Source organism: Marinobacter sp. LQ44, assembly GCF_001447155.2.
Lineage (GTDB): Bacteria > Pseudomonadota > Gammaproteobacteria > Pseudomonadales > Oleiphilaceae > Marinobacter.
In genome coordinates this window covers 4,045,797-4,071,424 of the sequence record NZ_CP014754.1, presented here as the reverse complement: position 1 = coordinate 4,071,424, position 25,628 = coordinate 4,045,797, and the positions used below count along the sequence as shown (strand labels likewise).

Annotated in this window: 21 protein-coding genes and 2 pseudogenes; 3 read left to right on the top strand and 20 right to left on the bottom strand. The window is 52.7% G+C overall.

Annotated elements, in window-relative coordinates:
• Nucleotides 1-21: 21 nt before the first annotated feature.
• The 17 genes from ASQ50_RS21855 to ASQ50_RS21120 all read right to left on the bottom strand — a co-directional run bounded on the left by ASQ50_RS21855 (nt 22) and on the right by ASQ50_RS21120 (nt 20,540).
• The gene (locus ASQ50_RS21855) at nt 22-318 is read right to left on the bottom strand and encodes a type II toxin-antitoxin system RelE/ParE family toxin (protein ID WP_058091406.1); all 297 of its coding nucleotides are present in this window, start codon (nt 316-318) and stop codon (nt 22-24) included.
• On the bottom strand, nt 318-518 hold the full coding sequence (locus ASQ50_RS18625; RefSeq protein WP_058091405.1) for an addiction module protein: 201 nt from the start codon (nt 516-518) through the stop codon (nt 318-320). Before ASQ50_RS18625 ends, ASQ50_RS21855 begins: the two co-directional genes overlap by 1 nt.
• 127 nt (nt 519-645) lie before the next feature.
• Nucleotides 646-2,250 (bottom strand): DUF4041 domain-containing protein, encoded by a 1,605-nt coding sequence (locus tag ASQ50_RS18620; RefSeq protein WP_058091404.1) that lies wholly within the window; start codon nt 2,248-2,250, stop codon nt 646-648.
• Nucleotides 2,251-2,309: 59 nt separating this feature from the next.
• Nucleotides 2,310-3,269 (bottom strand): toll/interleukin-1 receptor domain-containing protein, encoded by a 960-nt coding sequence (locus ASQ50_RS18615; RefSeq protein ID WP_058091403.1) that lies wholly within the window; start codon nt 3,267-3,269, stop codon nt 2,310-2,312.
• 24 nt (nt 3,270-3,293) lie between these two features.
• Nucleotides 3,294-3,602, bottom strand: coding sequence for a hypothetical protein (locus tag ASQ50_RS21125; RefSeq protein WP_156510038.1), 309 nt, complete (start codon nt 3,600-3,602; stop codon nt 3,294-3,296).
• Between the two features lie 311 nt (nt 3,603-3,913).
• Nucleotides 3,914-4,489, bottom strand: a complete 576-nt coding sequence (locus ASQ50_RS18610; protein ID WP_058091402.1) for a DUF4276 family protein — start codon at nt 4,487-4,489, stop codon at nt 3,914-3,916.
• Nucleotides 4,483-5,598 (bottom strand): AAA family ATPase, encoded by a 1,116-nt coding sequence (locus tag ASQ50_RS18605; protein ID WP_058091401.1) that lies wholly within the window; start codon nt 5,596-5,598, stop codon nt 4,483-4,485. Before ASQ50_RS18605 ends, ASQ50_RS18610 begins: the two co-directional genes overlap by 7 nt.
• Nucleotides 5,599-5,657: 59 nt before the next feature.
• On the bottom strand, nt 5,658-6,143 hold the full coding sequence (locus ASQ50_RS18600) for a toll/interleukin-1 receptor domain-containing protein (RefSeq protein ID WP_227513212.1): 486 nt from the start codon (nt 6,141-6,143) through the stop codon (nt 5,658-5,660).
• Nucleotides 6,144-6,420: 277 nt separating this feature from the next.
• Complete coding sequence (locus ASQ50_RS18595; RefSeq protein ID WP_197492703.1) at nt 6,421-6,948, bottom strand: hypothetical protein; 528 nt, start codon at nt 6,946-6,948, stop codon at nt 6,421-6,423.
• Between the two features lie 84 nt (nt 6,949-7,032).
• Nucleotides 7,033-7,851, bottom strand: a complete 819-nt coding sequence (locus ASQ50_RS18590; protein WP_058091398.1) for an abortive infection family protein — start codon at nt 7,849-7,851, stop codon at nt 7,033-7,035.
• 120 nt (nt 7,852-7,971) lie between these two features.
• Nucleotides 7,972-11,643, bottom strand: a complete 3,672-nt coding sequence (gene pglX, locus ASQ50_RS18585; protein ID WP_058091397.1) for a BREX-1 system adenine-specific DNA-methyltransferase PglX — start codon at nt 11,641-11,643, stop codon at nt 7,972-7,974.
• An 8-nt stretch (nt 11,644-11,651) separates the two neighbouring features.
• Nucleotides 11,652-13,352 (bottom strand): 3'-5' exonuclease, encoded by a 1,701-nt coding sequence (locus ASQ50_RS18580; RefSeq protein ID WP_058091396.1) that lies wholly within the window; start codon nt 13,350-13,352, stop codon nt 11,652-11,654.
• A 19-nt stretch (nt 13,353-13,371) separates the two neighbouring features.
• A complete protein-coding gene (locus ASQ50_RS18575; protein WP_058091395.1) occupies nt 13,372-14,874 on the bottom strand; it encodes a Fic family protein in 1,503 nt (500 codons plus the stop codon).
• A 104-nt stretch (nt 14,875-14,978) separates the two neighbouring features.
• Nucleotides 14,979-18,644: a BREX system P-loop protein BrxC gene (gene brxC, locus ASQ50_RS18570; protein WP_058091394.1), complete on the bottom strand. Its 3,666-nt coding sequence runs from the start codon at nt 18,642-18,644 to the stop codon at nt 14,979-14,981.
• Nucleotides 18,645-18,681: 37 nt separating this feature from the next.
• Nucleotides 18,682-19,263, bottom strand: coding sequence for a DUF1788 domain-containing protein (locus ASQ50_RS18565; RefSeq protein WP_058091393.1), 582 nt, complete (start codon nt 19,261-19,263; stop codon nt 18,682-18,684).
• A 40-nt stretch (nt 19,264-19,303) separates the two neighbouring features.
• The gene (locus ASQ50_RS18560) at nt 19,304-19,915 is read right to left on the bottom strand and encodes a DUF1819 family protein (RefSeq protein WP_058091392.1); all 612 of its coding nucleotides are present in this window, start codon (nt 19,913-19,915) and stop codon (nt 19,304-19,306) included.
• A gap of 115 nt (nt 19,916-20,030) precedes the next feature.
• Complete coding sequence (locus ASQ50_RS21120; RefSeq protein WP_156510037.1) at nt 20,031-20,540, bottom strand: hypothetical protein; 510 nt, start codon at nt 20,538-20,540, stop codon at nt 20,031-20,033.
• 21 nt (nt 20,541-20,561) lie between these two features.
• Here ASQ50_RS21120 and ASQ50_RS21850 point away from each other — a divergent pair.
• Together ASQ50_RS21850 and ASQ50_RS18555 are read left to right on the top strand one after the other, a co-directional pair.
• Nucleotides 20,562-20,696, top strand: a pseudogene (locus tag ASQ50_RS21850) (DUF4236 domain-containing protein); the annotation flags it as partial.
• A 117-nt stretch (nt 20,697-20,813) separates the two neighbouring features.
• Nucleotides 20,814-21,761 carry a hypothetical protein gene (locus ASQ50_RS18555; protein WP_227513211.1) on the top strand — a complete coding sequence of 316 codons (948 nt, stop codon included), beginning with the start codon at nt 20,814-20,816 and terminating at the stop codon, nt 21,759-21,761.
• Between the two features lie 11 nt (nt 21,762-21,772).
• On the opposite strand, the gene ASQ50_RS18550 is transcribed toward ASQ50_RS18555, so the two are convergent.
• The 3 genes from ASQ50_RS18550 to ASQ50_RS18540 all read right to left on the bottom strand — a co-directional run bounded on the left by ASQ50_RS18550 (nt 21,773) and on the right by ASQ50_RS18540 (nt 24,254).
• The gene (locus ASQ50_RS18550; protein ID WP_076657269.1) at nt 21,773-22,288 is read right to left on the bottom strand and encodes an outer membrane beta-barrel protein; all 516 of its coding nucleotides are present in this window, start codon (nt 22,286-22,288) and stop codon (nt 21,773-21,775) included.
• 214 nt (nt 22,289-22,502) lie between these two features.
• On the bottom strand, nt 22,503-23,504 hold the full coding sequence (locus tag ASQ50_RS18545; protein ID WP_058091389.1) for a helix-turn-helix transcriptional regulator: 1,002 nt from the start codon (nt 23,502-23,504) through the stop codon (nt 22,503-22,505).
• Between the two features lie 81 nt (nt 23,505-23,585).
• Nucleotides 23,586-24,254 carry an SOS response-associated peptidase gene (locus ASQ50_RS18540; RefSeq protein WP_058091388.1) on the bottom strand — a complete coding sequence of 223 codons (669 nt, stop codon included), beginning with the start codon at nt 24,252-24,254 and terminating at the stop codon, nt 23,586-23,588.
• Between the two features lie 118 nt (nt 24,255-24,372).
• Here ASQ50_RS18540 and ASQ50_RS21685 point away from each other — a divergent pair.
• A pseudogene (locus tag ASQ50_RS21685) lies at nt 24,373-25,550 on the top strand (GGDEF domain-containing protein).
• The last annotated feature ends 78 nt before the right edge of the window (nt 25,551-25,628 follow it).

The following is a 25,628-nucleotide window of genomic DNA, read 5'->3' as shown; positions in this document are numbered from 1 at the left end:
AGGGATTACAGGTTGAGTTGCTTATGCCCGACCGGACCAGGATGCGGGATCTTTCCGAGCATGGAAAATGGCGGTAACAATAACTTCCTGGCCTTGCACCAGATAAAAAATGCGGTAAGGGAATCGGCGGATTGGGATTCGCCTCAACTCCCTATGAATTTTACGGTAAATAAGAGGATTTCTCTGGACCTTGTCCAAAGCCTCTTCGAGACACAAGAGAAAATCATGGCCAAGGCCCTCCCTTTTCTCTTCATAGAAATCGAAATGCACCCCGACATCCAGCTCCGCGTCCTTTCGAAGTGTGAGCGTATATCCCATTACTTTGACAATATCCGAGCCTTAACGTCAGCCCACGTACTGCCTCGATCCTGGTCTAGCTCGAATGCCTGCAATCGCTGGTCGAGTTCCAGTTTCTGGGCATCAGTAAGCTCAATTTCCGAGCCCTCCGCAACCACGCTGTCCCAAAGCGCCTCTGCAAGAATGATGCGCTCAGATACGGTGAGTGATTGTATTTCCATAATGGCTGCCTCTAGTCGTACAAGCTTTGAGCAATTCTACCACACCCTTCGAAAGACCAAATCTCAAGACGAAGAGTATCTCACCTGCAGCATAAAACGTTGAAATATTGGATCGAAGTGCCGCGATTTATGCAGTAACCGGCGCTTCCATAGCCCGCTTTCTGGAAATACTCAGAGACTCCCGATACTCCGCCGCTTCCGCTTTCATGGTCCAGTGTATTTCGTTCATGCCCTGCTGCTCTACCGCCTGGCGAATCTCTGCAACGTTCAGATTAAAGAATTCCTTGCGGGGATTAACCTTGTTCACTGATGCCTCATCAAACCGGCGATGCAAAGCCTTTTCCAGCGCTGGCGCATCATCACTGTAGATCATGGCATGGACATCAAAATCGAAGGGAACGGAAGCATCACCCAGCTCTTTCACCCGGTCCGCAGGCTCCAGCCGGCGCGTCATACCTATCTTGAATACGTTCTCACCAAAGCTGCCAATGTTACTGATGACATAAACATGGCCTCGCCTGGTCTGCTGCGCCATCGAAATGGCCCGCTGCCCCCGGCTCTCCGCCTCTATCAGCTTGGATTCCAGCTCAGCGAGCTGGGCTTCATACTCTGCGCGCTGCTCACCGTGAGCAGAAGCCAGCTCCTTACGAGCAGTTTCCATGGCTTTTTGGAGCATGCGTTCTTCTTTTTCGACCTCTTTAATGGCCTTCTCTATTTCGCGGCGAGCTTTTTCTTCCTCACGCATTTGCTCCCGAATGGCCCGCTGCTCCTCCCGTTCGGTCTGCCTCAGCTCGTGAGTGGCAACCGCCCACTTCAGCTCCTCCAAGCGAGCCTCCAGGTATTCCTGATTAATACGAGCATTACGAAATGGCATACCGTTGTGATTCACCAGGGCGAACGCATCCAGGACTTCCTGTTTAATCTTGCCGTAGTTGTCGTGCTTGACCTTGGCCAACGCCGAATCGACTTTACCGTTGAAGGCATCCACGGCGAAGTGTATTGCAAAAGCTCGCCGGTTCGCCTCCGCATAATCGCAGGCCCCCGCGTTGCCATTCTTGACCATGTCCCGAACGCGCTTTCTTGCTCGTTTCAATTGCTCGCCGGCTTCCTTATGGCTGTATTCCTCCGCCAACTCATCCAGAACCGCATGATTAGGGATGATATAGTCATCTTTGTAGCCTTGGATGGTGTTGCGCATGGCAACCACAGTGGCCTCGTACAGGTCAGCCTTCCCCTTGGCCGCGATAGCGTCACCAGCTACTTCTTCCGCCTGTCGTTTGGCAAAATCGAGTACCCTCTCGGCCTCTGCCCGACCGTCAGCCTCAATCTGATCGGCCTTCAGCCTCGCCTCTTTGAGCGCTGCCTTTGCTTCCGTACTGATTTGACCTGCCTCTTCCGTGGCCTCGCTCAGTCTTTTCTGAGCTTCGGAATATACACGTTCCGCATCATTCCTAACCGTCTGCGCCTGCATCTCCGCCTTACCAAGTAACAGCCGGGCGTGCTGTTCCATATCGGTAATGGGCTTGTATCTGGCATCCAGGTCGGCGCTGTATTTTTCCGCTTCCCTTTTCTTCTCTTCAGCCTGCTTCAAAGCCAACATCGCCTCGGCCAGCTTTTTCTTCATAGCATTTCGGCTTCGCCTGGAAAGCCACGCGATCACGACCGGAGTAAAGAAAATAAGAAGGGTGACGATGGCGATGACAGCGTCAACTGCTGGGGTTGGCTCTTCCATGTGTTTTCCTAATTATCGTTTTTGGTTTTCAGTAAATGCCTGAGGAGCGCAGGCAATGCTCATTTGAGGGGTCGAATAAAGCTGTCCCAAAAGTACTCGGCGACGCCCTCGCACGTGAGCAAACTGTCACGACCGTACCCGGACATTCCGCCCATCATCGAGCGGAACCCAAGCATAGTTCCATCGTCTTCTAACGTAACGGCATCATTACAGCTATTGGTCGAGACCCCGGATTGGCTGTAACAAATATCTCCCAGCGCCATACCTCCGCCAGTTTTCCATATGCCACAGTGACAAACTCTTTGCCCATTTTGGTAAAGAGAAGCCTCGAAGCTGTCAGCATCCTTCTGGTGAAAATCTTGCTCCAACTCGGGATTCCGAACGCAGATCTCCTTTAAGGAATTTTCAAAGAAACGAGACAGGAACTGAATTCCTTCCCGACGAGCAAGGTCTTTATCCCTGTCACTGAATTCCTTTCGAATGCCCAAATTGCTGCTGCGAGGACCAGAATCGACAGGCTGTACGAATGATGGCGATGTAGCCGGGCGGGTATTCCCAGTAGGAGAGTTCTGGGCCGTGGCACCCAATTCCTTCAAAACAGATTTGATGGCCTGAGCGACTTGGTAGAAACCATCTTCGACGTGAGTGAATTTCGAGATCGGATAACCATCCTCTGGGGTGGCCATCAGCTTTCCGAATGGCAGATCATGCCAGTCACAGGTTTTCAGAATCACCGGAACCACACGCGCCTCACCTTTATTGTGCCGCTTGAGGGCGTGCTTCACTTCAACGTCGTAGCAATAATCTGAATTGATGAAGTCGGGGCTGATCAGCAAAAGGATGATGTCGGCATCTTCAAAGTGCTGGCCTATCTCCCCATGCAGTTCAGTACCAGCTGTTATTCGCCTGTCATGCCACGTGGAAATGAGCCCTCGCCTTTTAAGGGGCATCAGGTGCTTTTCCAGCTCATCCCTCAGAGCCTCATCCACATGGGAATAAGAGAAAACCAGCTTCGCCATACATCATCCTTAACTTTTCAGAACCTAAACCAGCGATCGCAATCGCTGAAGAAACGCAACCAGTTTACCGCTGTTGAGATCCCCATGCCCCAAACCAAAATGCGACCAGAGATCTAAAACCTGTTGCTCTTTTGAGTTGGGCCTCCTGGAACCGCCAGGCCCCATGGGGCATGCCCCTGATGAAACACCAACATTAATTTCCGATGTACGCACTCCTACCTGCACACACACCGACTCTCCCGCTTTCTGACGCCGCCTTATTTGCTCATGAAGCCAACTTTCAGAAAGTCCTTCCAGAGGCTGCTCCATTCCTGCAACGGTTACTGTGATCATGAATATGACTCCTTCGGTTCAGTTCACCTTGACAGTCTCATGATAAAGCGACAGAGAGCGTCGCTTTTAGCACTTTTCGCCATCACAATCTAAGCAGACATTACACATTCTGCTGGCCTTAATACCTGAAAACGGCTTCTGAAAACGGTTTTTCTAAACTCACGCAAAGACCGCAGGTCAATCGGGAGACATCAATGTTGCGATCCTTCTCCAAATCGAGGAGGAATGGGAGCCTACTGATTCGGCCAAGCACACTCAGAAACCAACTAAGGAGTTAAAGCTGTTTATCCGCATACCTGTAATCATGTTGTTTACGATTCTGCGACCTGGCTGAAATATTCCACGAGTTCTTTTGCACTAGGGCAATTTGGATGACTTGCTGCACGTTCAAGTGAAAATTCCCAATGCTTAACAAGCTTTTTCGTGAAAGCCACTTTATTCCCTGGGCCCCGCTTACCCAGATCTGCTGCAATTTCTTTCAGTCTGTTCCATGGCTTATCAGCCGTTGCCTCTGGATTCTCTTCATAGAAATTACTGATTCCCAGCCAGTTATTCATAGCCTTAGTATCGGCGAGATACCAAGCTTCAAGTGCCTTGACTGCGACAAACGTCGTGTTAATCCGCGCATCGGAAATCCGGTCACGAACATCCGTTACGCTCGCCTCATCTTCTAGATCGGTAAGCACAAAGATATGCTGAGCATCGGCATTTTCTAGGCGCGAAATAAACGCATCAATGTTCTGTGGCAATAAATTACCGCCTCCTTGGGCATCTACCACGGGCGTGACGAGCTCAAAACCAGCTAGCCGGCACAAATGCCGAAACATCTCCGATTCGACAACAATACGCTCGCTAGCGCCCTCCACAATAAAGCCTACTTTCACCATGGCAGACCTCCGTCGAACAGATTGGTCAGCCATGCGGTGTCCAACGGAATCTGAGCTTTATCCACGCCGGCCGGTAATGCCGCCTTAACCTGGGTTTTGCCTTCTACTTTGGCTACCAAATACAACTCTGAGGTTTCGAGATTTCGGACTATAGATTCACTATGTGTGGTAAGGAACACAGGGTGCCGGGCAGACGCACTCTCCCTCATCAACTGAACCAGTTCACCGATGGCTTTCGGATGAATGCCACGCTCAGGTTCTTCAATAATGGTGATGCCACTTTCATTGGCGCGACTCAACACCGCAGTGAGGATACAAAGAACAAAGATGGTACCGTCGGAGATCAGTTTTGCAGGAAACCGGTTTTTTGTGCCCTCCTCTTTAAAAGTGATCACCGTTGACCCATCCAGCCGTTGCCGCTCAGTGGTCACGCTTTCCATGCCAGGCACAATGAGCTCCATCCACTCCAGAACCTGATCCCTGAACTCCGGGCGGTTCTCTAGCGTTGACAACATAGACGCCAGATTTTTCCCATGAACATCCAGTTCGCTGGTATCGGTTGTGGAGCTATCCGGCTCCTTTGCGGAAAGCGGATCGATCCGAAATACCTTGATGTTAGTCAGGAACTCATAAAGTGGGTTCTGCCCTAGTAGCATCAATGCGGTCATGTCAGGAGGATAATCAGGCAATGCCTGAAGCCCTGCTTCATCGCTCAACATAACCTTGGTATTACCGCTGCCACGGCGATCAATCACAAGCCGATCATCTACTCTAAGAGTTTCAGAAATCACCGGCGACTTATCCATAGAGCCTATCGTGATACTGTAGGAATGAACGCTGCCAGCCAGCTCCAAAACCATAGCAAAGCTGATAGTTGTGCGCTTCTCCTTACGGTACTTATAACAATGTATCTGAGAGAACCCCCCAAACTGAGTTCTGGCCTGCACTGCGCCCAACTTGACGACAGTGCCCAGAAATGCCATAGCATCTACAATATTGCTTTTACCTGAACCATTCGCACCGGCAAAAACTAGGAATGGGGACACATCCTCAAGAGATAAGTTTGCGAGGCTTTTGAAACCTTTAATTTGCAATTTCCGGATATTCATCTACGCCTCTCATTTTCCCATAATGGTCATTATTTTGCTGACAATTTTCGAGCACGTTCCTAGTCTTCCAAAGTAACCAGTTCAGCTAACTTGGCCACGATTTCAGTCATTGGTTCCTCTGCAGTGCTCAGGCCGCTGCGGGACCCGAGCAAGGGGCTCACTTCACGAAGGGCCTCATATGTAGTGTTGTGTACGATGGGAACGAGCAGATCACGCGCCAAGAGTGCTGAAAGCTCTTTATCAGCGATACCTTCTGCATTTACTCGTCTCAGGAACGCGGGGGTTACCAATACAATCCCGACCCGCGACCGTGCTAAACCCTTATCGATTTCGCGCAGTAGCGACGAACCGAGAAGCACGTCTTTTTCACTGAACCAAACAGAGACATCGCTCGATACAAGCAGATCGTGAAGCTCTTTTGCAGCTCCTTTGCGATCATCCCAAGCATGGCAAAGAAAAGTGTCCCGTAGGTCAGGAACTGATGCCCGCTCTTCAACGCTTTCACGTATGGGTGTAAGTGTCCTTACTTCCGAAGGTGTGTACATGACGGGTGAGCTTGCTCGGGACCAGCGGGGTTTCGTGGTGCGGCCAGAACCGCCGCCACTACTTCTTCGACTGCCCCCGCTACTGTTAGCGCTGCTACCCCCAAATGACGAGTATGGGTAAGACGAATAGGATGAATACGAGCGGTACCCACTGCGGCTACTACACGCAGGGCAAGCAGCTTCTGCACTCGCTGTGCGGTGGCCATTTACTGGAGCTGTGCATCTTGCCATGTTGAATACCTCTCTAGAGTCTGGTGCGCTCGAATATTTTTACAGATCAAAGCTTAAGCTTGCGAATTTGGTGGGCCGAGATATTCAATACAAGGCCAACCTGGTTATCGTTGAGGCCCTTTCCTTTTAGAAACTCGACTACTTCCCTACGGGTCTCGACGATGTTGTGCCTATCCGTGTGAGACTGCAGCGGATCACCACCCTGCCGAATCAGCCTTGTATAATATTCATCCATACTCAAGGTGTAGCTCGGCAAGCATAATCTTGCACCACTTGCGGAGACCCGGCCAAGCAAGGCTGCTGAAAGGCCCAATAAGGAGTAGACCGCATACCACGGATCCATCTTTTTACCTGAAAGTGCTTGGTCAAACTCACCTACAAAATGATGTAACTGGACACGATGTTCCTCAAACGTCTCAACCTCATCGATTTCACGGGTGATCTTTGCTGCAACCCTTTTGAGCCAGGTTTTACGGATCTTTTCATTCTGCTCCTGGTTCGCGATATGAGAAGCCTTCGACCTGCCAAGGAAGCGGCGGACAACAAGTTCGAAGGCAATTGGTTTATCGATCATCTTTAGCACTCGCACCAGCAGCATGCACGCCCTTGGAGTGGAGCTGAAAGCGCAGTGGAATGAACGGCGGTATGCCTTCGATTTTTAGTCTTTTTTGGCATGTAGAATCTCCATAACAAAGACCACCAAGGTATGTGCCGCATTAACAACTAGTCGGGCCTCGGCAACAACAATACCCGGCGGGCTAGAACCACGACCATGAGCAGATCCAATGTGTGACCTGAATGACCCAACGCCATCAATGATTGATGATATACCTTTTAGCACTTTGTGCTGATCTGCGGCCAAGGTGGCATCAGCGTTCAAACGCAGGTGTGGTTGCACTGCTGCCCACAGCGGCATGACGTTCAATTTATTTGGTGCGACTAGATTGAAATGCTCTATGTAGAACTTCAGTGCCGATTCGATAATCGAGCAGGCAGCAGTGACTGCTGCGTGTGGGTCAGTTTGAATATGCTCTACCGCTCTCTCAAACTCTTTTTCAATAGATGAAAAATTGCCCGACTTTAGATATTCCTCTAATGTTTTGGAGATTGGCGTCGACCCTGCTTGAGTAATATAGCCATTCTGTCGGTACGAAAGCTGGTTTTGGGCCAGAGCCGCTTTAATCCTCTCCTGGCCCTCCTCAATACTTGAAGGCGAATCATCAAAAAACGAAATCGGTGGGGCTTGGTCCATGTAGCTTTGAATAACTCTTCCCAAGACCTCAAGAGCATCAATGCCAGGATCTTCATTGCATCGCTTCAACCAATCACTGCATTTTTTCTCACAGTTGCCTTCTGGAGCATCACCGGGAGCACCGCTTTCCATGAAGAGTGTTTCCAGCTTGGAATGACTGTAGTAATGAGCTGCGATTACCGAAGAAACAGCGCCTATTACTGAATTTGGAATAATGCTACCCAACTTCTGGTCTCCATGTGTCCCGAAAAGTAACCATCTCTTTGCAAATTCTCACCATGACCCCGACACTTCGCTCCCTGAACCTCAGGACATGAGGACTTGTGGCTTCTGCGACAGTGCTCACTACGGCTTGCCCCCTGTGACAGCTTTCACCTCAGCTAACAAATCCCCGAACTTCCCATAATTCACCTTCACCCCATCATCCAGATCCAGGCTGATGCGCTGGTCGGCGTAGTGGCGGAGTTTTTCGTCGAATTCGGCGAGTTCGGCCTGTTGTTTGTGCAGGGTAGCGATTTCTTTTTCCAGGCGTTTGGTTTCAGCGGCTGAGGTGCTGGCTTCTTTATCTTGTTCCAGCTTTTCAGCGTAGGCGTTGAGCTTGGCGCTGAGGGGGATGACGTATTCGGTGCGCATCCGTGCCAACGTGCCTTCGTTATAACGGTGCAGGTAGACAAGGCACTCAAAGGCCTTGTGTTTACCGGAGCTGAATAGCCAGTAGATGGGGCGCTTTTTATAGGTGCGCAGGTGATCCTTATAAAACTGGGTACTCAGGTAACGGCGGATGGTGTCGAGCGCGGACTCGCCGCGCTTGGGTTTGATGGCGTGCAAGCAGAGGCTTTCCGCTACAAAATCCAGATTTTCCTGTAGATGCTCATCGCCCCAGACCACGCGGACAAACTCGCGGAAACGGTTGGTGGCATCGTCAGCGAACCATTCCTGATCGGTGAGCGGCAGAATGGCGTCATCGTCTGGGGCAAAGCGTGGTGACGGGATCTGACGCAGGTAGTCCTGCAGGGTTTCGCTCTGGCTGGCGAGGATCAAGCCAGGCCTATCCGGCGAGTATCGACCCATCATGCAGCCTATGGAGTAAGAAAGTAGATCTCTTATAGCATCACACTTCAGTTGGGTTTGATGTTCAATCGCGTTCTTACGACCATACCGATAGTAGGGATTGCAAAAAAGGGTAATTCGTTCCAATGGCACTTCGGCCTGCAAATCGCTTTCAAGACCATATGCCTCAATAAAAGTAAGATTGTTTTGCTCCTCCAACTGTTTCATCTCAACGACTATTTTATGTCGCTGAACTGAAAGCTTGTCGTACGCATTTCGGATAGTAAAGTTGTTAAGTATAATCCCAGTTAGTGGATCCTTAGCAAAGCCCCAGGAGGTTTCGTAATCATTCCAATCATCAATTGATATCTTTACTGCCGACTCAATTATTGAAAAAGCATCTTCTTTCACGCTTGAAACAATAGGGAGGCTCCCAACTGGACCCGGTTTAAAAGATAATGTTGGGCTCACGCATTCGAGCAATGGAGTCGCAATGGATGAATTACAGAATCCAAGAGTTATTAACTGATCATTTTTTGATTCAAAAAAACACATACTACCAGCAGTCTCAAATATGTGACCAAACGGTACACACCTCATAGCAAACGGCGAACTCGAAACTGCTGACCAAGTAATTCCTTCCCTAAAATAATAAGATTCATTTACAACTCTTTTTGTTACCGAGCCATAGTTTTTAACTACGTTTCTTTTTATCTCTTCACCGGAATTTTCCCAGTTGACTACATACTCATTATTTCCAAACCATTTTCGGTAGCTTCCACCCTTTTGACACGGAAACCATTTTTTTTGACTCGACCTTGCTTCCTGAGCGGACTTTGAAAAAAGTTTTAAGCTTTTCAAGTCACACTCCCACCAGCGACGAAGAAATCTATCATTATTTGTAGTATTCAGGCCCTCCTTCGGCATAGCAAAATCTGCTAATTTTCGATGGTTAGAGAACGAGTTCCTCATTGGAGGGGAAAGCCAGTATGCGATTGTATTCCCTGGAATCGCCGTAAAGTCATTCTGCTTAACATTCACAATTCTATTTGAGGTATCTATTAACGCTAATCGTTTTCTCTCATCATTACCTTCAACTAGTCGGTAGAAAACTGGCTGGTACTGATCAATATGCTGATTAGCTATAATCCAAGCGACAGTTTGGACTATTTCCCCAGAAATTTCGGCGAAGGCCCTTGGCCCTAGATGCGCAAGGCATATGATTGTTTTGGCATTAAGGATCTCTTCACGTAAGCGGAAATAGCTAGAGAGAAACATCCACGACTGCATGTTGATCTGCGCGTTGTATCCGTTGGGCCTGAGCAATGAAAATGCTCGCTCCATAAAGATCGCGAAGAGATCTGACTTGCTGTTTGGGTACGCATCTTTTGCGAACTTTTTCAGCGGCGCATTCATGCCTTTGCTGCCCATGTAGGGTGGGTTCGCAATAACCGCATCATATCTCTGGCCCAGCATCCAAGCCTGCTGAACATACGGTAGCAACATTTCCGCCGCTGGTTTCTGCATCACGTCACCCATGCGGGCTAACTGTTCCAGCTCATCAACTAGGGCTTTCAGCGGTGCTGCGTCTTCCTCGGGCACTTCGATCAAGGAGCCGAAGGTTTTGGCTTCTTCAAACCGTTCCAAAGTTCGTTGCAGCAGTTGGTAGCGTTCATCGGCACTCGCGCTGCTCAAGTCAGCCTGCTCACTCTCAAACAGGCTCTGGGAGCTACCCTGCTGCCAGTCGCCACTCAGGTTTAGATCCTGCCAGAGTTGGAGCAGGTTCAGGTGGCCGGTTTCCTTGAGAGAAAGCACATTGAGGGTGACATCACCTTCCGCCACCCGGCTGAACAGGCGGCGGTCGTCTTCTCTCGCCAGCATCATGAGGGCGAAGCCGGCTAGCTGCCCTGCCCGGTCGTCTATGTCCAGGCCGAACAGGTTGTGTTTGAGGATCTGCTGCGGGATGTCCCGGCTGCGGTAGCCGCGCTCCTCATAGATGGCTTTCAGGATTTTGTAGGCTTCCACCAGTATGTGGCCAGAGCCACAGGCGGGGTCGAGAACTTTGATGCTCTCCGGATCTATCGCATCGGGTAACATTTCATCCAACTGAGCCTGCACTTCCGGGGGCTGCTCGCCGGGTTCGATGAAGTACGGCATCTGGTTTCGCAGTGGGCTGTCCGGGTAGGTTTGCAGCCATTGACGGCCTACGGAGTTTTGTACCAGGTACTGCACAATCCAGTTGGGGGTGAACAGCTGGGTGGCAGCGGGGATGTCTTCGCTTTTGACCACCTTGCCGATCACCTGGTCTTTCTTCTCCGAGATATAGAACTGGTACAGCCAGCCGATGATTTCCACATCCTGCCAGTCGTCTTCCGGGATGGCACTGACCAGCTCCCGGATAAGGGAATCGGTTTTGGTGAGGTTGTCGGGCAGCAGCAGTTCGGTGGCATCGTCTACCGCTTCAAACAGGAACGGCATGGCCTCGTGCAGGGCGTGGCATTGGGCCAACAGGAGTTCGCGATACAGCTCTTCGTCTTTATTGCCGTCCAGCTTTAGTTCCGCGACTTGTTGTGGGTCAAGCCCTGGCAGGCTGATGTCCAGGCAGTCGTCGAGGATCTGCGGTGTGCCGGCATCACCGTTTGCGGTGCTGAGCACGCGGCGGCCGTGATCTAGAAAGTCGTGGATTTCCATGTAGCGGATGGCGCACAGGCGATTAAACCAGCTGTAAGCCGCTTGCTCCATGGCCTGGGCAAAGCCCATTTGCTCCACCATCCGCTCCAATGCCTTGCGGGCCGGGGCGATGGCTTTGGGGAAGGCCTTTTCGCCAATCAGGGCAATATCCCCCCGCTGCTCCATGGACTCGGTGCCTTTGGCGGTGATGCCGTAACGGGCAGCCTGTTTGGTGACCGCAGCGATGAAGTTGTTGCGGGCTTTGGGGGCGTATTTTTTGATGTTGGCTGTGTTCATGCTTGGTTTCAGACCTTCTCAATCAAGTCGTCTGGCACGTCTTTTAGGAAACGGCAGAATGGTTCACTACCCACCAGGGTTACGCTTTCTTTAGCACGGGTCATGGCGACGTAGAGTACCCGGCGAAGCAGGTTTTCTTCGTCCGCTTGATCTTCTTCGGGCACATTTTCCAGAAGTCGGCCAGGGTATTGGGCGTCGTGGAGCCCCATGATCACCACGTGATCGAACTCCAACCCTTTCAACTGATGGTAGGTGGTGACGACAACGCCGCCACTGAAACCGCCTAATGTAGCGCCTTTGGCTTTTTTCACGGTGACGCCCAGCTTTTCCAGTGCTTTCTGGGCGGGAATTAACTGCCGGTTAAACGGCATGGCCACCGCAACGGTGGTTGTTCGCAGGCGTTTGAAATTTTTTGCCACGTACTCGTAGCCCGCGGTGTAGGCTGATCGGGCATCAGCTGCACTGATTACCCGTACCTTATCGCCGTTCTTGGTGGGCTTAAGGGGCGGTGTGTAATCCGCCATCTGGCTGACATCGTTGTTCGCCAGCAGGTATTCGGCTACATCCATGATCTGGCGAGTAGTCCGATGGCTGGAAGACAACTTACGGGAACGGCCACCCTGCACCTGTATGCCAACAGAACTCCAAGAGAAGCTACGACGGTAGATTTTTTGCGCCAGATCCCCCGCCATGCTCAAGGACACGCGGGGCACCTTGGCAACGGCCATCAGCCAGCTTTTATCGAAATCCTGAACCTCGTCGACCATCACATGGTCGTATCTGAGTTCTTCAGGAAACTCGCCAGATCCCGTCATCAATGCCCGGAGCACGAGCCCGGCTGGGTTGTCATAGTCTTCGCTATTGGTTTCTTCCAGCCACTCCTGGTATGCCTCGAAGACATGCCAAACGAAGCGCCGGTCTTCCTGGCTGAGGCGAATATTGGTACCGCGCCCTACTCGCTCTACCTGAAGGTACTCATCCAGGCGGGTGACATGCTGACCAAAGAGCCAGGCAATTTCCTCACCCCACCAGTTCAGGAGAGTGGTGTTATCGTCGATATTGAACAGACGGTGCTCGCCCAGCTCCTGCTTTGACTCTGCGATCAGTTTTTTTAGCTGCTCGTTCCTTGCCTTGCCGTTGATCCAGTCTTTAAGCTCAAAACCTAGAGCCTTGGATGTTCGCTTGGCCCAATCGTGGTAAGTCATAACATCCAGATCGTTTTTCAGGCCGGCTTTACGGAACGCCTTTTTGACGTAAGCACTCAGTGCACCGTTGTAGGTAAGGAACAGCAGGGAACCCTTACTCATGGAGGAAAGGATTCGGCCCGCTCTCGCTGCGAGCACAGTGGTTTTGCCACTACCTGCCTGGCCCCGTATCAGCAAATGATCCTGAGGATCGAGGCTGATGATGGCCTCCTGCTCCGGTGTAAAGGTGATAATTGACTCTGCCGGTGCAGGCTCGAACAGATCTTTCTGCGGTTCAGATTTCCCTGTTTTCTCTTTCTGATTGGGGGTCAAAGTCCACTCGAAGCTGCCGTTCACCTCGGCTTTGCCTTCTTTCTTGAGGCGGTAGAGTATCGAATTGACGTCACTGCGATCGACGTGGAAATCAAATTCCTTCGAAAAAATGGTGGCCAATTGGCGAGCTTTCACCGGCCCGTGGGTTCTCACCAAATTGAGGACATGAGTGTCGGATATTTTTTTTGCCATAGGTATCTCAATTTCTCATCTATCGCTCTTTGCGCATTTCAGAGTCAGCGCCCGAAACAACACCTTGATAAGTCTTCTCCAAGGCATCGAACACCTCTTCCGGCACACTGTATTGATACTGTTTGCGCCGGTGGTTTGAGATGCGGCCGTTTTGGTCCAGGCAGAACATCACCAGTCTGGAGAGATCAGTGTTGGGTATATCAAAGTCCTGGTCTATGCGGCGGTAGATTTCGTCGTACCGCGTGAGGAAGACGGTTTCTTCCTTCAGGTGTTGTTCTATGGCCTGTTTGGTTGCCCGGCACATGAATTCGGCGCAGTGGGTTCCATCCCAGTATCGGTAGAGGGCTTCATGGCCCTTAAATTCGAACTGGAACTGGTTTTCGTCGATGTAAGTAACGTCCCAGTACTGCCTCGCTTGCTCCGAAAACGCCTGTAACACCCCTAGGTACTCAGATTCATTCTGGCGTAGCACGATGGATACCGGCAGCACGAGGCCATTTTGAAGGGCCCCACGCTGGCACAGTACCTGATGAAACAAAAACCGGGACAGGCGACCGTTGCCATCCATAAAGGGATGAACAAACACAAAGCCGAAAGATACGATGCTTGCCAGTACCAGTGGGTCCACCGCTTCCGGTGGCTGGTTTGCCAATGCCATCAGCTTTTCCATCAGGGAGCGTGACAGTTCCGGAGCTGGCGGCACATAGGTAACTCCCAGCGCACCACGTAAGCCGTTACTGAGGTAGTTCTGTTCCGTGCGGAAAGACACAGCCTGGGAGAACACATTGCTGATAACGGCGTTTTGCAGGTCTACCAGGTAGTCTTCATCCAGTTTACGGGGGCTGTGGGCCTGTTTTAGCAGGTTCACGAAGCGGGTAGCCTTGTCTTCCGACGGCGCCTCGTTTTCAATGGCGTAGGAGTCCCGGGTTTCGTGCAGGTAGGCCCAGGCCAGCGTGCGGTTAAGAATGTCTTTCGGCAGTGACTCGGTGAACTCGGTGGCTTTTTGCAGCAAGTGTTCATCAAGCAACGCCTGAAGTTCTCTGGTTCGCCGCACTGTGATGCAGTAATCCAGTGTGCCCAGGCCATTGAATATCACTCGCCAACGGGGATTCTTCTGTCCCTGGCCGGTAATGTAGGCTTTGGGGTTAAACAACGGCACGTAAGCCTGCTGGATGCTCTCCGTGGCGCGTCGAATCGTCTCACCGGTAAAGTGCTCCCACAGGAAGCAGGCCTTGCGGAGGTATTGGCTATTTGGGGCGGCATCAAAGGCCTGCCGGATCTCAGGTTCCGGGATAGCCGGTAGCGCCTGGGCCAATACCTGCAAGTTGATGCCTTCGTGTTTGATGGCAAACAGAACGTGCCCCAGGCGATCGTCCGGGGCCGGGGCCAGCTTTGCGGGCACGGCAATGGTCTGGCCAATGGTTCCCTTGCGGGTGACCGAGCGCACTTCCGCAGATATCGCCGGCGCTATGGCCGAGATACTGTCCTCATTAATAAGATGTGCGTAACCTGCGTACTGCATGATTTCCCTTTCTTCCGCCCGCCAGAACTTTATTTACACCAATCTCACTTTATTTACACTTTTGATGATCTCACCAATTTTTTTTACAGACAAGGACGGGGCGCTCATTTCAACCGTACCCGCTTGCCCGCCGCAATGGCGGTTTGTAGTTCGTCTTTCAAGGCGTTGACGAAGTTGTCTACGTCTTCCTGCTTTTCCAGGTAGATACCGCTGGCCAGTGTGTTGAACACTTTGGTGGCACTTACCTCAACCACGGGTTTGGGCATGGGCACCGGCGCGAGTTTGGCCGTGGTGTCTCCTGAGGGCGTGCCAGTCGGCTTGTTGGCGTAGTCACCGGCGTCGTCCTGAGCATCTCTTCGGGCCTTGGCCTGCTTCTCTGCTTCCAACTGTATAGCCCGCTCCAACTCGAACAGGCTGTCTTCCAGCTTTTCCTGGGCCGTCTGGGTTTGCAGCATGAAAATCTGGGCGATGCCGGTCTCGACGGCGAGCTCTTCTTTGATCAACTGCAAGGGCCGCAATAGGCGGTTACTCAAGTCCGGTGTGGCGATGCCGCTTTTTAGGATTTCTGCCTGTAACTGAGCGATTTTCTCATCTATCCGGTCACTGGCGTGGCTGCGTTTTTCGTCGAGAATCCGGTTGTTGGCCGTTTCTACGGTTTCAACCAGGTTAGCCACTTTGTGCAGCTGGCCATAAGGAGCGTCGGCCTCTGCAATGCGCCTCATCTCAGCCAATGCCTTGCGGGCTGCATCGTCCTTCTCCAGTGCCTGCCGGTTCTTCTCGAAATGGGCGAGGCCTGTTTGCAGCTGCTGCCAGCTATGAATCTGCTTGGTGAAGAACTCGTGGACGTCCCGGTAGTCCTCTTCCAAGTCGAGCAAATCGTCTTTTCTCTCGATCACCGCCTTGAAGAAATCGTAGCTTTCCCGGTTGGCCAACAGGCGTTCAATGGTGAGGATGGAATTTTCGATGACTGGCTTGCCGGGGAATCGGCCTACATCGGTCTTGCTCTTGTAGCTTTTCAGATTGGTCAGCCAGTCGTTCAAATGGTTCTGGTAAAACTCGAACAGCTCTTTCTCGGTGTCCGGCCCCAGGGCGTTAAACAGGTCCCGGGAAAGGTCCCGGGCTTTCTTCAGGATGACATCGTCTGTCTGACGCTTCTTCTGGACGGAGATTTCCCGGCGACGCCGACTGTTGTTGAGATAGTCGAACACCTCGTTGAGTGGCATGGACGGGCCCCCGGTATGAAATGAGATGCGCCCGGAAGCGGCCAGGCGGCCGAGAATCAGCAGGATTTCACCATCCGGCCAGCCATAGGGGCGCGCGGCGAAGCGGTCGATAATGTCGCTCACCAGCAGGCGATCGTTGCTGCCGGCGCGGAGGGTGATGTACTGCTCTACTTCTTTAACGGCCTGGGGGTTGCCCTCTTCGCCATCCAGCGCCATGCCCATCTGGCCGATGTCGTCTACAGTGAGCACAGCACTGAGCTCCCGCATCGGGTCTTGCTGGAGCACCTTCAAGAAGCCGAGTTTGGTGTAGGTATTCTCCAGCAGGTATTCGCAGGCCTCATCAAAGCGCACGGCAAGGCTGGAGGTGGACAGCTTCAGGTGCTGGCCCAGGGCATAGCATTCCGCCCGTAAAAGCATGTCTTCCAGGGTGTGGCGTAGGCGTTTGCGCCGTTCCTGGTTCTCCCGGCCGCGGTCGGCAAGGATACGGGTGAGGTCTGTGTTGGTGCCATCATCGTTCAGGCGGATGAACTTGTTGGTTTTGAGCCAGGTGCGCAGTTCCTGGAAGAAGGTCTTGTCGTCAGGCAGTTTGATCACAGCCTGCCCGGCAACGCCTTCGCTGGATTTGTTGATGCAACCGGCTTCGGTGAGCTGGCTGTAGTCCAGGTCCAGCGGCGACACCACTTCCACCCGCAAGTCGGATTCGTAACGGCCATCCAGGGTGTGGCCGTCCAGGTAACGGCCGATGCTGTAGTCGGTTTTGTTGATGTGGTAGCGGTACTTATTCTTGTCTTTCAGCAGATCTTTGAAGATCAGGCTGGCCAGTTCCTTGTTTTCATCGGTGCTGGCGATGTCGGTGGCTTTGATCTTGCGGGTGATGTCCCGCTCTTCGTTGGTCAGGAACAGAAACTCATCCCCGTTGCGGGTGATCAGGCTTTCTTTTTCCAGTCGGTGCAGGGTTTCTTCAATGTGCTTGCGCAGGGCCAGCTTGTCTTCGTCGATTTTCTCGATGGACAGGGTGACGAGATTGTCCAGGGTGCCTTTGATCAGGTCCACGTAGCGGATCATGAACAACGTTCGCAAAATCTGAACGTCAAAATCATCCAGGCTGGCGTTTTCACTGGCCTGGTCGATGGTGCGCTTAACCGCCGTATCCAGAAACCCTTCCACGGAGCGATAGAAGGCATGCATGGGCACCAATGCGCCAATTTCTTTGCCCGCCACGCTCATGGCTGCCATTTGGAAGGCGTCGAGCATGGAACGCTCACCATAGGCCAAGTGGGCACCGGTTGCGCCTACCTTGCGGATTTCCTCGAAAACCTTTTGAACCAACTGGAAGTGGTAAGGGGCGAAGGGGTAGTTGGCGACAAAGCTTTCCGGGCCATCGAAGTTTTTCAGGGTGGGGCCGGAGCGGTCGAAGGTAATCTGGTTGCGGAGGATATCGCCGTTTTGGTCCCAGGCAGCCCACAACTCGGCTTCCGCTTCCGGTGTTTTGCGCAGCAGGCGCTTTTGAATCACTTCGTCGGTGTTCGAGCTCGACAGGGATAGGCGTGTCTTGAACCGACCGGCGATCTTGGAGAAGTCGTTGGCTTTGGATGAAGTGAGGTCTCCCAGTATGGCTTCCATATCCGCCTGGGAGGTAACCACAATCCATGCCCGGCCGTTGCAGATAGTACCCAGGTTCTCGGTGATGGTTTGCAGCGTGAGCATCAGCTTGGTGTCCGAGCCAATGAACTGCCCTACTTCGTCCACCATAAAGATCATGCGGTTTTCCGGGCCCTGGGAATCCAGGTATTCCTTAACCCAGCGACAGAAGTTTTCCACGGAAACGGAGAAGGTTTCTTCCGATTCTTCAAACCACTTATGGGCGGCTTCGGCAGACAGGTTCAGAGCCTTGGCGATGGCTCCCTCGATATCGTCCTGATAGAACTGGTAACCGTCGCGTTCGTCTTCCCACTCTGAACCCGTAGCGTCTCGGAACGCATCCTTGAAGGCTTGATAAACGCCTTTTTGTTCCAGATGGCGCTCCATGTGGGCAATGTGGGGGTGGTCGCCACTAAAGCCTTGGTGCTCGTTGAACACCCGCAGGAATACGTTGAGGATCGGGTTGCCGGAGTCGTTGGAGCTGGCTTTGGAGTCTATGTTAAAGAGGATGACATCGGCCGGGGTAGACGCGGCTTTCTGTACATCGGCGCGGATCATCGCGTCGCGCAGTTTGTGCTCATCGAAGAACTCAACGGCCTGCCTGGTATTGCCCTGCCCATCGTGGGCTTTTTTGTTCTCCATCAGGTAGGACAGAGCCTTCAGGAAGTGGGATTTACCTGAACCAAAAAAACCGGAAATCCAGATACCCACCCGGTTGGGGATGGACGGGTCTTTAAGATCCGTGCTGTAGCTCTCGAAGAAATCCCGGAAATGTTTTTCCAGCTCGTTGGTGACAACATACTCTTCCAATTCCTGCCAGACGGTTGCGTCATCCGACTGGTCTGCTTTGACCACACCATTGATGGAACGGTCCAGCGGTTTGAAGAAGAGGTCTTTAATGGTCATTGCTGATCATCCTTGTAATTCGGTCAGGTACTGCGAATCAGGTACGGGGCACCAATGAAAAGGCCCGGTAATAGTTGTTGCTGGGTATACGATTGAACAAAGTCAGGCTCTGGCCGGTGTATTCACCCGGGTAAAACAGCACAACCGGCTTATGGCCCAGCAGGCCGTGGAGTTTATTCAGCAGGTTGTGGGCCCGGAGTACCGGCCAGACGGAGCCAACCCCATGTATGAGGATGATGTCCTGCTCGGCAGCATTTGTCTTTTCCATCATGTAAGGGGCGAACTTATCCATATGCATGGGGCCAGCTAAGGCTTTTAGAAGGGCTTTATCGCCTTTCTTGACCTGCATATCGCAGGCCTTATCCAGGAACTTGCGGTCGGCCAGATAGTCGCGCATGACTTCCAGCAGGTTGATGCTGGCGACATTCAGGTGACTGTGTTTTTTGGATAGGAAGTTGGTCAGGAAACCCAGGTATTCGCGTACCTTGAGCTCTTCTTCCGGCGCATAGTCAAAGACCCAGAAGCCAATTTCATTGCCCAGGCCTTGCCCCTGAAGGAATTCTTCGGAAAGGATCTTGTCCGGAATCTGATTTAGCCGGTCCTGTAACGGCTGACTCATGCACGCGCTCCATCGATCTGGTTTTTCTATTTATGCCCGTTTACGCCGGGTTTGTACTGGACACATTCAAACACGCCTTGATTCGGTAGCGGCGGGTGTCTTCCAGCAATACATTGACTTCGGGCCGCACCAGTATGTTCTGCAATCTCAGGCTGCGGGTACTTCGCAACAGCCCCACTTCAGCCAGGATACGGAATGCCACCTGGCCCATTTTCTTTTTGGAGGACTCTGTCCAGGTCCCTATGGCTGGATCTCGGTGGGCTCGATCCTCCAGAAAATCCATCCACTGGTACTGCGCCAATTTCTCCGCCCTCAAAATAAAGGCATCCCGCAGGACGGTTTCCACAAACTCCACTAATAGCAGATTCCGCTCCAGCACGGCCACGAAAGCAATCTGGCTGGCCAGCTCGTCGTCGCCATCCCGCAATGCGCGCCAGAATGGTTCATCCAGGCGTTCCAGCCGCTTGCGCAAAGCACTGGCCTGGCGCTTGGCGGTGGCTGGGCTGCGTTTTTGCAGGCGGTTTTCAACCTGAATCGCCTGCGTCCACTGTTCTTCGTCCGCTTGCGCCAGCAGCAACTCGGCGATGACCCGGGACTCTCTGACGAGGAGAGAGCCACCGATTAAGTCGCTGTCGTAGCTGAATTCTTGCATCTGGTTGCCGGACTTCCGTAGCAGTTTGCGATGGTTTGTATGCTACACGAGTTTGGGAGATTTGGCCCAGCCATCAAGATACCTCGGTAATGCGACAATTATCGTCGCACTTGGATCAGGAATCGCGGAAAAATGGGGTAGGTTGAGGATCAGACCAGACTACAGCACTAACAATTCCCCAATTACCTTTCGCATTGGGTCGGCGCCATTTGGCCGTCTGCATGGACCTGAGATAATCCAACGCTGCCTGATAATCGGTAAAACGCTGCTCACATCCTTTTTCACCAACAGTGTAGTAACCCTTTCTGCAGCAGTTTTCTCTGCCAAACCAGCTGCCATCTTTAGCAATCGGGACTTGAGACAGATTGCATTCAGTGGTTTTGCCTGATAACTGGCTATTCAGCTCATCTCTAGCGCCAGAATCAAGCTCCACCCAGATTACCGCACCACTTTTATGCCTGTACTTCACAGGCTTCGAGACGGGAGATACTTGATTCAAAACCCAGGCATGATTCCACTTGTAGTCGTCTCTGGTATAGATTTCCGGGCCAACCCTGTGCTTTACCTCGTTATCGAAGATATCTTCAAAGCCCAAGGGACCTATTGAGTCTGAAATGGATGCCACGCCGACTATCGTTTTCGTAGAACCGTTAAGATTTTCCCAGGCGTTCGCCTGAACCTTGGCAAGCGTGGTGTGAGCGTGTCCGCGGGGGTGCGCGGCGCCAATGTCACGTTGGGACGACAGGGGCTTTACGGCAACGTCGGAATCCCGGGGTCGGGTTTGTCGTACCGTGAAAAACTCCTGAAAGAGGGAAAGTCTGGACGGCGATCTGCCAAGGCTTCCAAAACGTCTGGCCAGGACACCGCCCTACCTCCTGTTGCAGAACGAATCGCGCAAGTGCAACTGAACACCGTGACCGGCGAGATCACCATTCTTGATGCCAATGGTGCTGACCTTGGCAACGAAGCCATGGCAGTGGCCAAAGCCTATGCCAACGAGGCATTGAAGGAAAACCTGGCGGAACAGGTGGATGCCCATAACCGGATGATGGAACAGATCGGTTCTATCCATCTGGGCACTCCGGCGCCGAACCAGTTTCCCCAATTGGTACCAGAGCCCTTCGACCAACCAGAACCGGTGCTCCCGGAACCCAGAAAACTGGACTGGAAAGCGTGGCTCTGTCCGGCCCGACGCAACGCTATTTTGAACAGCAATGAACGGCGGGTATCCGAGCACCAACGGCAGCAGCTGCAATGGCAATCAGAGCGAGAGAATCATCGGCGAAAGGAGGGCCAGCGGGCTGCGTTGTATCAACGAGCTCAACAGGCGAGCGTGCCGGCGATGGAATTGGTGCTGGATGACCATTTGATGGATATCGACTGGCCACAGGAAACCTGTTTGTCCTTCGAGCTGAGCGCCGATGGTAAAGTTCTGATGCTGGATGTGGATCTGCCCGAGATCGAGGATTTCCCGAAGACGGAATTGCGTCTGTATCAACGGGGCATAGGAGTGTCCGTCAAAGAGCTTTCCGATACCGCTCTTAGAAAGCTCTACATGGCCCATGTGCATGGCATGGGGTTTCGCCTGATTGGCGAAGGGTTTGCCTGCGCGCCTTCAGTAGAAACAGTGGTGCTTTCGGGCTTCACGCAGGTTACCAACGCGGCCACCGGCCGTGTAGAAGACAAGTACCTGTACAGCGTGAAGGTTAAGCGCGAAGCCTGGGGCGCGATACAGTTCGGCAACCTGGGTCAGGTCGACCCGGTTGAGGCCTTGGCCGCGTTTGAACTGCGCCGCGATATGACCAAAACCGGGATTTTTCGGGCTATTGAGCCTTGGGGCAGCTAACTAACGACCACTCAGAATCGGAACTCCGGACCAACAGAGAACACATTGATATCCGTTTCTCCGGTTTCGTCTTCATCGCCAACATTCAACAGCAAGTCCCAGTCTGCTCTTAAACGAACACGGTCCGAAATCTGGTAGCTCATGCCTAATCCAGTTCTTAATGCAACGCCTGTGTCATCGTCGCTAACTGAGACAGTCTGGAATCCATTACTGGCAGCGGCCTCATAGTTTAAGCGCCATAACATGAGACCAGCTTTGGCGAAGAACTTGAACGGGCCGGTCTCCGGCATCCCAAGCTGAAGTGTGGTATCTACAAAATGACCATTTACGGCGACGGCCACGCCTAATCCACTGATAAAACCAGAGGCTTCCAGGTCATCAATGTAGCGATAACCGAACTCGAGATTCGCGAAATTGTTCAGTTCCGTTCCACCATGAACTCGGAAACTCACCGCACTGTCATCACATGACGATTCTGATCCATCACAAAAATCTTCGACGGTTGCCTGTCCCAGAGTAAGCCCCACATAGCCTGGGCGAGCTTTTCCATCGCGTTCACGGGTGCGTGGATTCCAGTTGCCAGTGCCACTAGTAATGCTGTTTTTCTTAGATTCATTTCGACATCCTTTATCGGTCTAACAAATACCCCACCGCCAACATCTTGCTGTCGACTGATGGAGACCGAATATTACACTTTTATTGCGACATATGTAGTCGCGATACGGATGAAAAATAATTCGACTAGGATCTGTCCTTGGTGCGTTTCAGGCCTGCCGCCAGTGTTGATGAAATATCCTCCCGCAGCCAGGCCGGTTCCAGAATATCGCAGTGCACCGCCTGTGCGGTCAGCCACCAGCGCAGATCCTGGGTATCGCCCACGGTGACCGCGATCTCGAAGGTAGAGTCATCAATCTCGCTGTTTATCTGGTCGAAACCCAGCGGTGATTCGATCAAATGATTCAAGGTAGGCTTGTCGCAGCGGAGCTTGAGGTAGACCGGCGAATCGGAATGCAGAATGCCCATGGCGCCGGAGCGTATGTAGAGATCGAGGTCGAAGTCCTCTGGCCGGTCTGGTTGCTCTTCCACTAATTCTCCGGACGTCGCCCGGTGCAGCACCAACTGCCGAATCCCTTCCCTGCCCTCAATTGTGCCGATCAGGTAGACGTTCGGATCCCGGAAGATCAGTCCGAATGGATGCACAACGATCTCTTCCGGAACTTTCCAGCTGCGGGCCTGGTAAACCAGCCGGCATTTGTATTCCCTCAGCAAGGCTTCGGTAACGGTTTCCAGCACGTCCGCATCAATCGCCGGTCGCTCTCCGCCCAGACCGCGATTGATCACCCGTACCCGGTCAGGCCACTGGCCGAGGGGATTCTTTTCGCGCAACAGTGTGCGATGAGCTTCATCGAAGTGAGGCTTCAAGTGGGACAGCGCCCTTGGCGGCAGCATCGGTGAGAGGTATGCCTTCGCCAGCTCAAAGGTCAGGGCGGCCGGCAGGTCCAACGCTGGGATGATATCCATAGTGGCGTTCCGATCGAACGACCAACGGTAAGGCCGTGACTCCTCATCGACCAGTAGAGGGAAATCGGCACTCAGCTTTTCCAGATCCCGCTGGATAGAACGCATGGTCACCGAGAAACCCTGCTCTTCGAGCCTGCCCGCCAATTCGGTGGTGGTGATGGATTTTGGGTGCCTAGGCACCATCCGGAGCATGGTGAGGTAACGAACGGCGGTGTTGGACATAGCGGGATCCTTGTCGTGCTGGTACTTTCATGCGACTGGTTATGTCGCGTTACTGTAGCCAACAATTGCGGATCAAACCACTTATGCATCGGCGGGAATGAGTTCTGCATCTCCCGTAGGCTCCAACAGTTTGGTACTCCGCACCGGCTCACACACCAGCGGGGCGGAGATATGCGTTCTCATCAGCCCTTGAAACGCATCCGTCGCGTGAAACTCAGGATCCAGCCACAAATCAAACTCCTCCGGCCGAAGCATCAGCGGAATGCTTTTCGGGTGGATGTGGCTGAACCTCGGGTGCGGCGGCAGTGTGATGACGGTGAAGGAATTCACCTGCTCCTCCCCGAAGTGCCAGGCTTGCCATAACCCCGCCAGTGCGGTGGCTTCATTCTGTGGGTGAATGTTGTAGACCTGCTTGTCCTTCCATTCATGAAAGGCGCTGACCGGTACGATGCACCGCTTGGTGGGATACACCTTCTTCCAGAGTGGGCCGCTGGTTAAGCGATCACTACGGGCATTGAAAGTGTGAAACTTCGGGTTGGGCCGGAAGCCATAACCATTCTGGTTTGGTTCGATCAGAAGCGACCAGATGCCTGGCAGCAGATACCGGTCGTCGGCAGCTTCAATAACGAACTCCCCCACTCCGCCCGGCGGCACGTTGTGCTGGGGTCTGGGTGTTACACCGGGCAGTCCCAGTTGTTCCATCAGCGTTTGGACTTCGGGGGAGTCGATTACGTTGTAACGTCCGCACATAGCTGAATCCTTAGCCTATCTGTCTGAGGCAGTGTAGCCAAAGTTTACCAGCGCAGGCGACCCAATCTGTCGTTTGGCTGGGTTATCCTGATCTGGGATTCTTGAAGAGCTTGAACGTATGACCTGCACCACCGCCGTGTATGACCTGAGTCAGATACTTCATTACCCAATCCGGGTTGAGGTGAATACCTGGGATTCCAGACATCCCCTGCGCTGGGTCAGTTATAACGATGAGGGCCAGATTGCCTCGGGCCAGTTCCTGGAGCCGCCCGGGTTACCCCTGTTTACGCTGGAAGATGATGCGGGTCGGCGTCTTTGCGATGCGCTGCCGGAGTCTGTCTCTGCGGTTGCCGCTTTAATGCCGGCTATGGACTTTGAGCTGGCGCAGGCTTGTGCGACCTCCGAGGCAGCCCGTGAACTAGCCAACGATGCTCCCCTGCTCTTTATCCTGGCGGTCGACCATGCACGAAAACAGTCGTGGTCGCTCGAAGCGTTTAACGCTTTCTTAGCCGGTAAGCGCTCCGACATCCTCAAAGCGGTTGGGCTTCCGGGTAGTCGATCCCTGGTTCGATTGGTCCGTCGCCTGGCCTTATCGCCTCTATTACCCTGGGAACTGGAAGATATTCGCGCTGCACTTCAGAACCCCGAATACTTAGGCTTGATGCGGCACCACCCTCACTTGCATGTAAACCACCTTCGTTTGCTGAATCGGGTTCGACACCCGTTGTGGCCCGGATTGCTGAATCTGGTGGACGAGCACACCTCCGCAGTGGAATTGTCCTGGCTGTGCAGGATGATTCGGGATTCGCTCGCCATGGCCGGCGGTAACGAACAGGTGAGGTGGACCCCATCAGTTGGACAGCCTGATGGTGCACCCTGCCCTGTCATAACGATGGATCTGGATCGCTTCAAAATGGTCAATGACACTTTTGGACACGAAGCTGGCGACACTGTGCTCGTTGAGGTCTATAAATGCGTACGCGCGGAGCTACGTCAAATTGATATGATGTCACGCTGGGCGGAGAGGAGTTTGTCATTCTGCTGCCCCATAGCGAATTAGAACAAGCTTGGCAGCTAGCCGAGGCAATACGCATGCGCGTCGAAGCCCATTTGTTCCCGGTTTTCGGAAGACTGGCCGCAAGTTTTGGTGTTGCGCTGGAACACCAGCAAGACACGCTTAATGGCGCGCTAAAACGGTCAGATAAAGCGGTCTTCTACGAAGCTAAAGAATCTGGCGGGAACCGCATAAATTGGCGAGATGTTGAAACGGAACCTTTGTTGCAACCGCCTCTGTAGTGGTCTGATGGTTATTTAGTTGTGACTACGCCAATCAGACCGATATTATTATGGCCGACATATAAATGCCATTAGCAG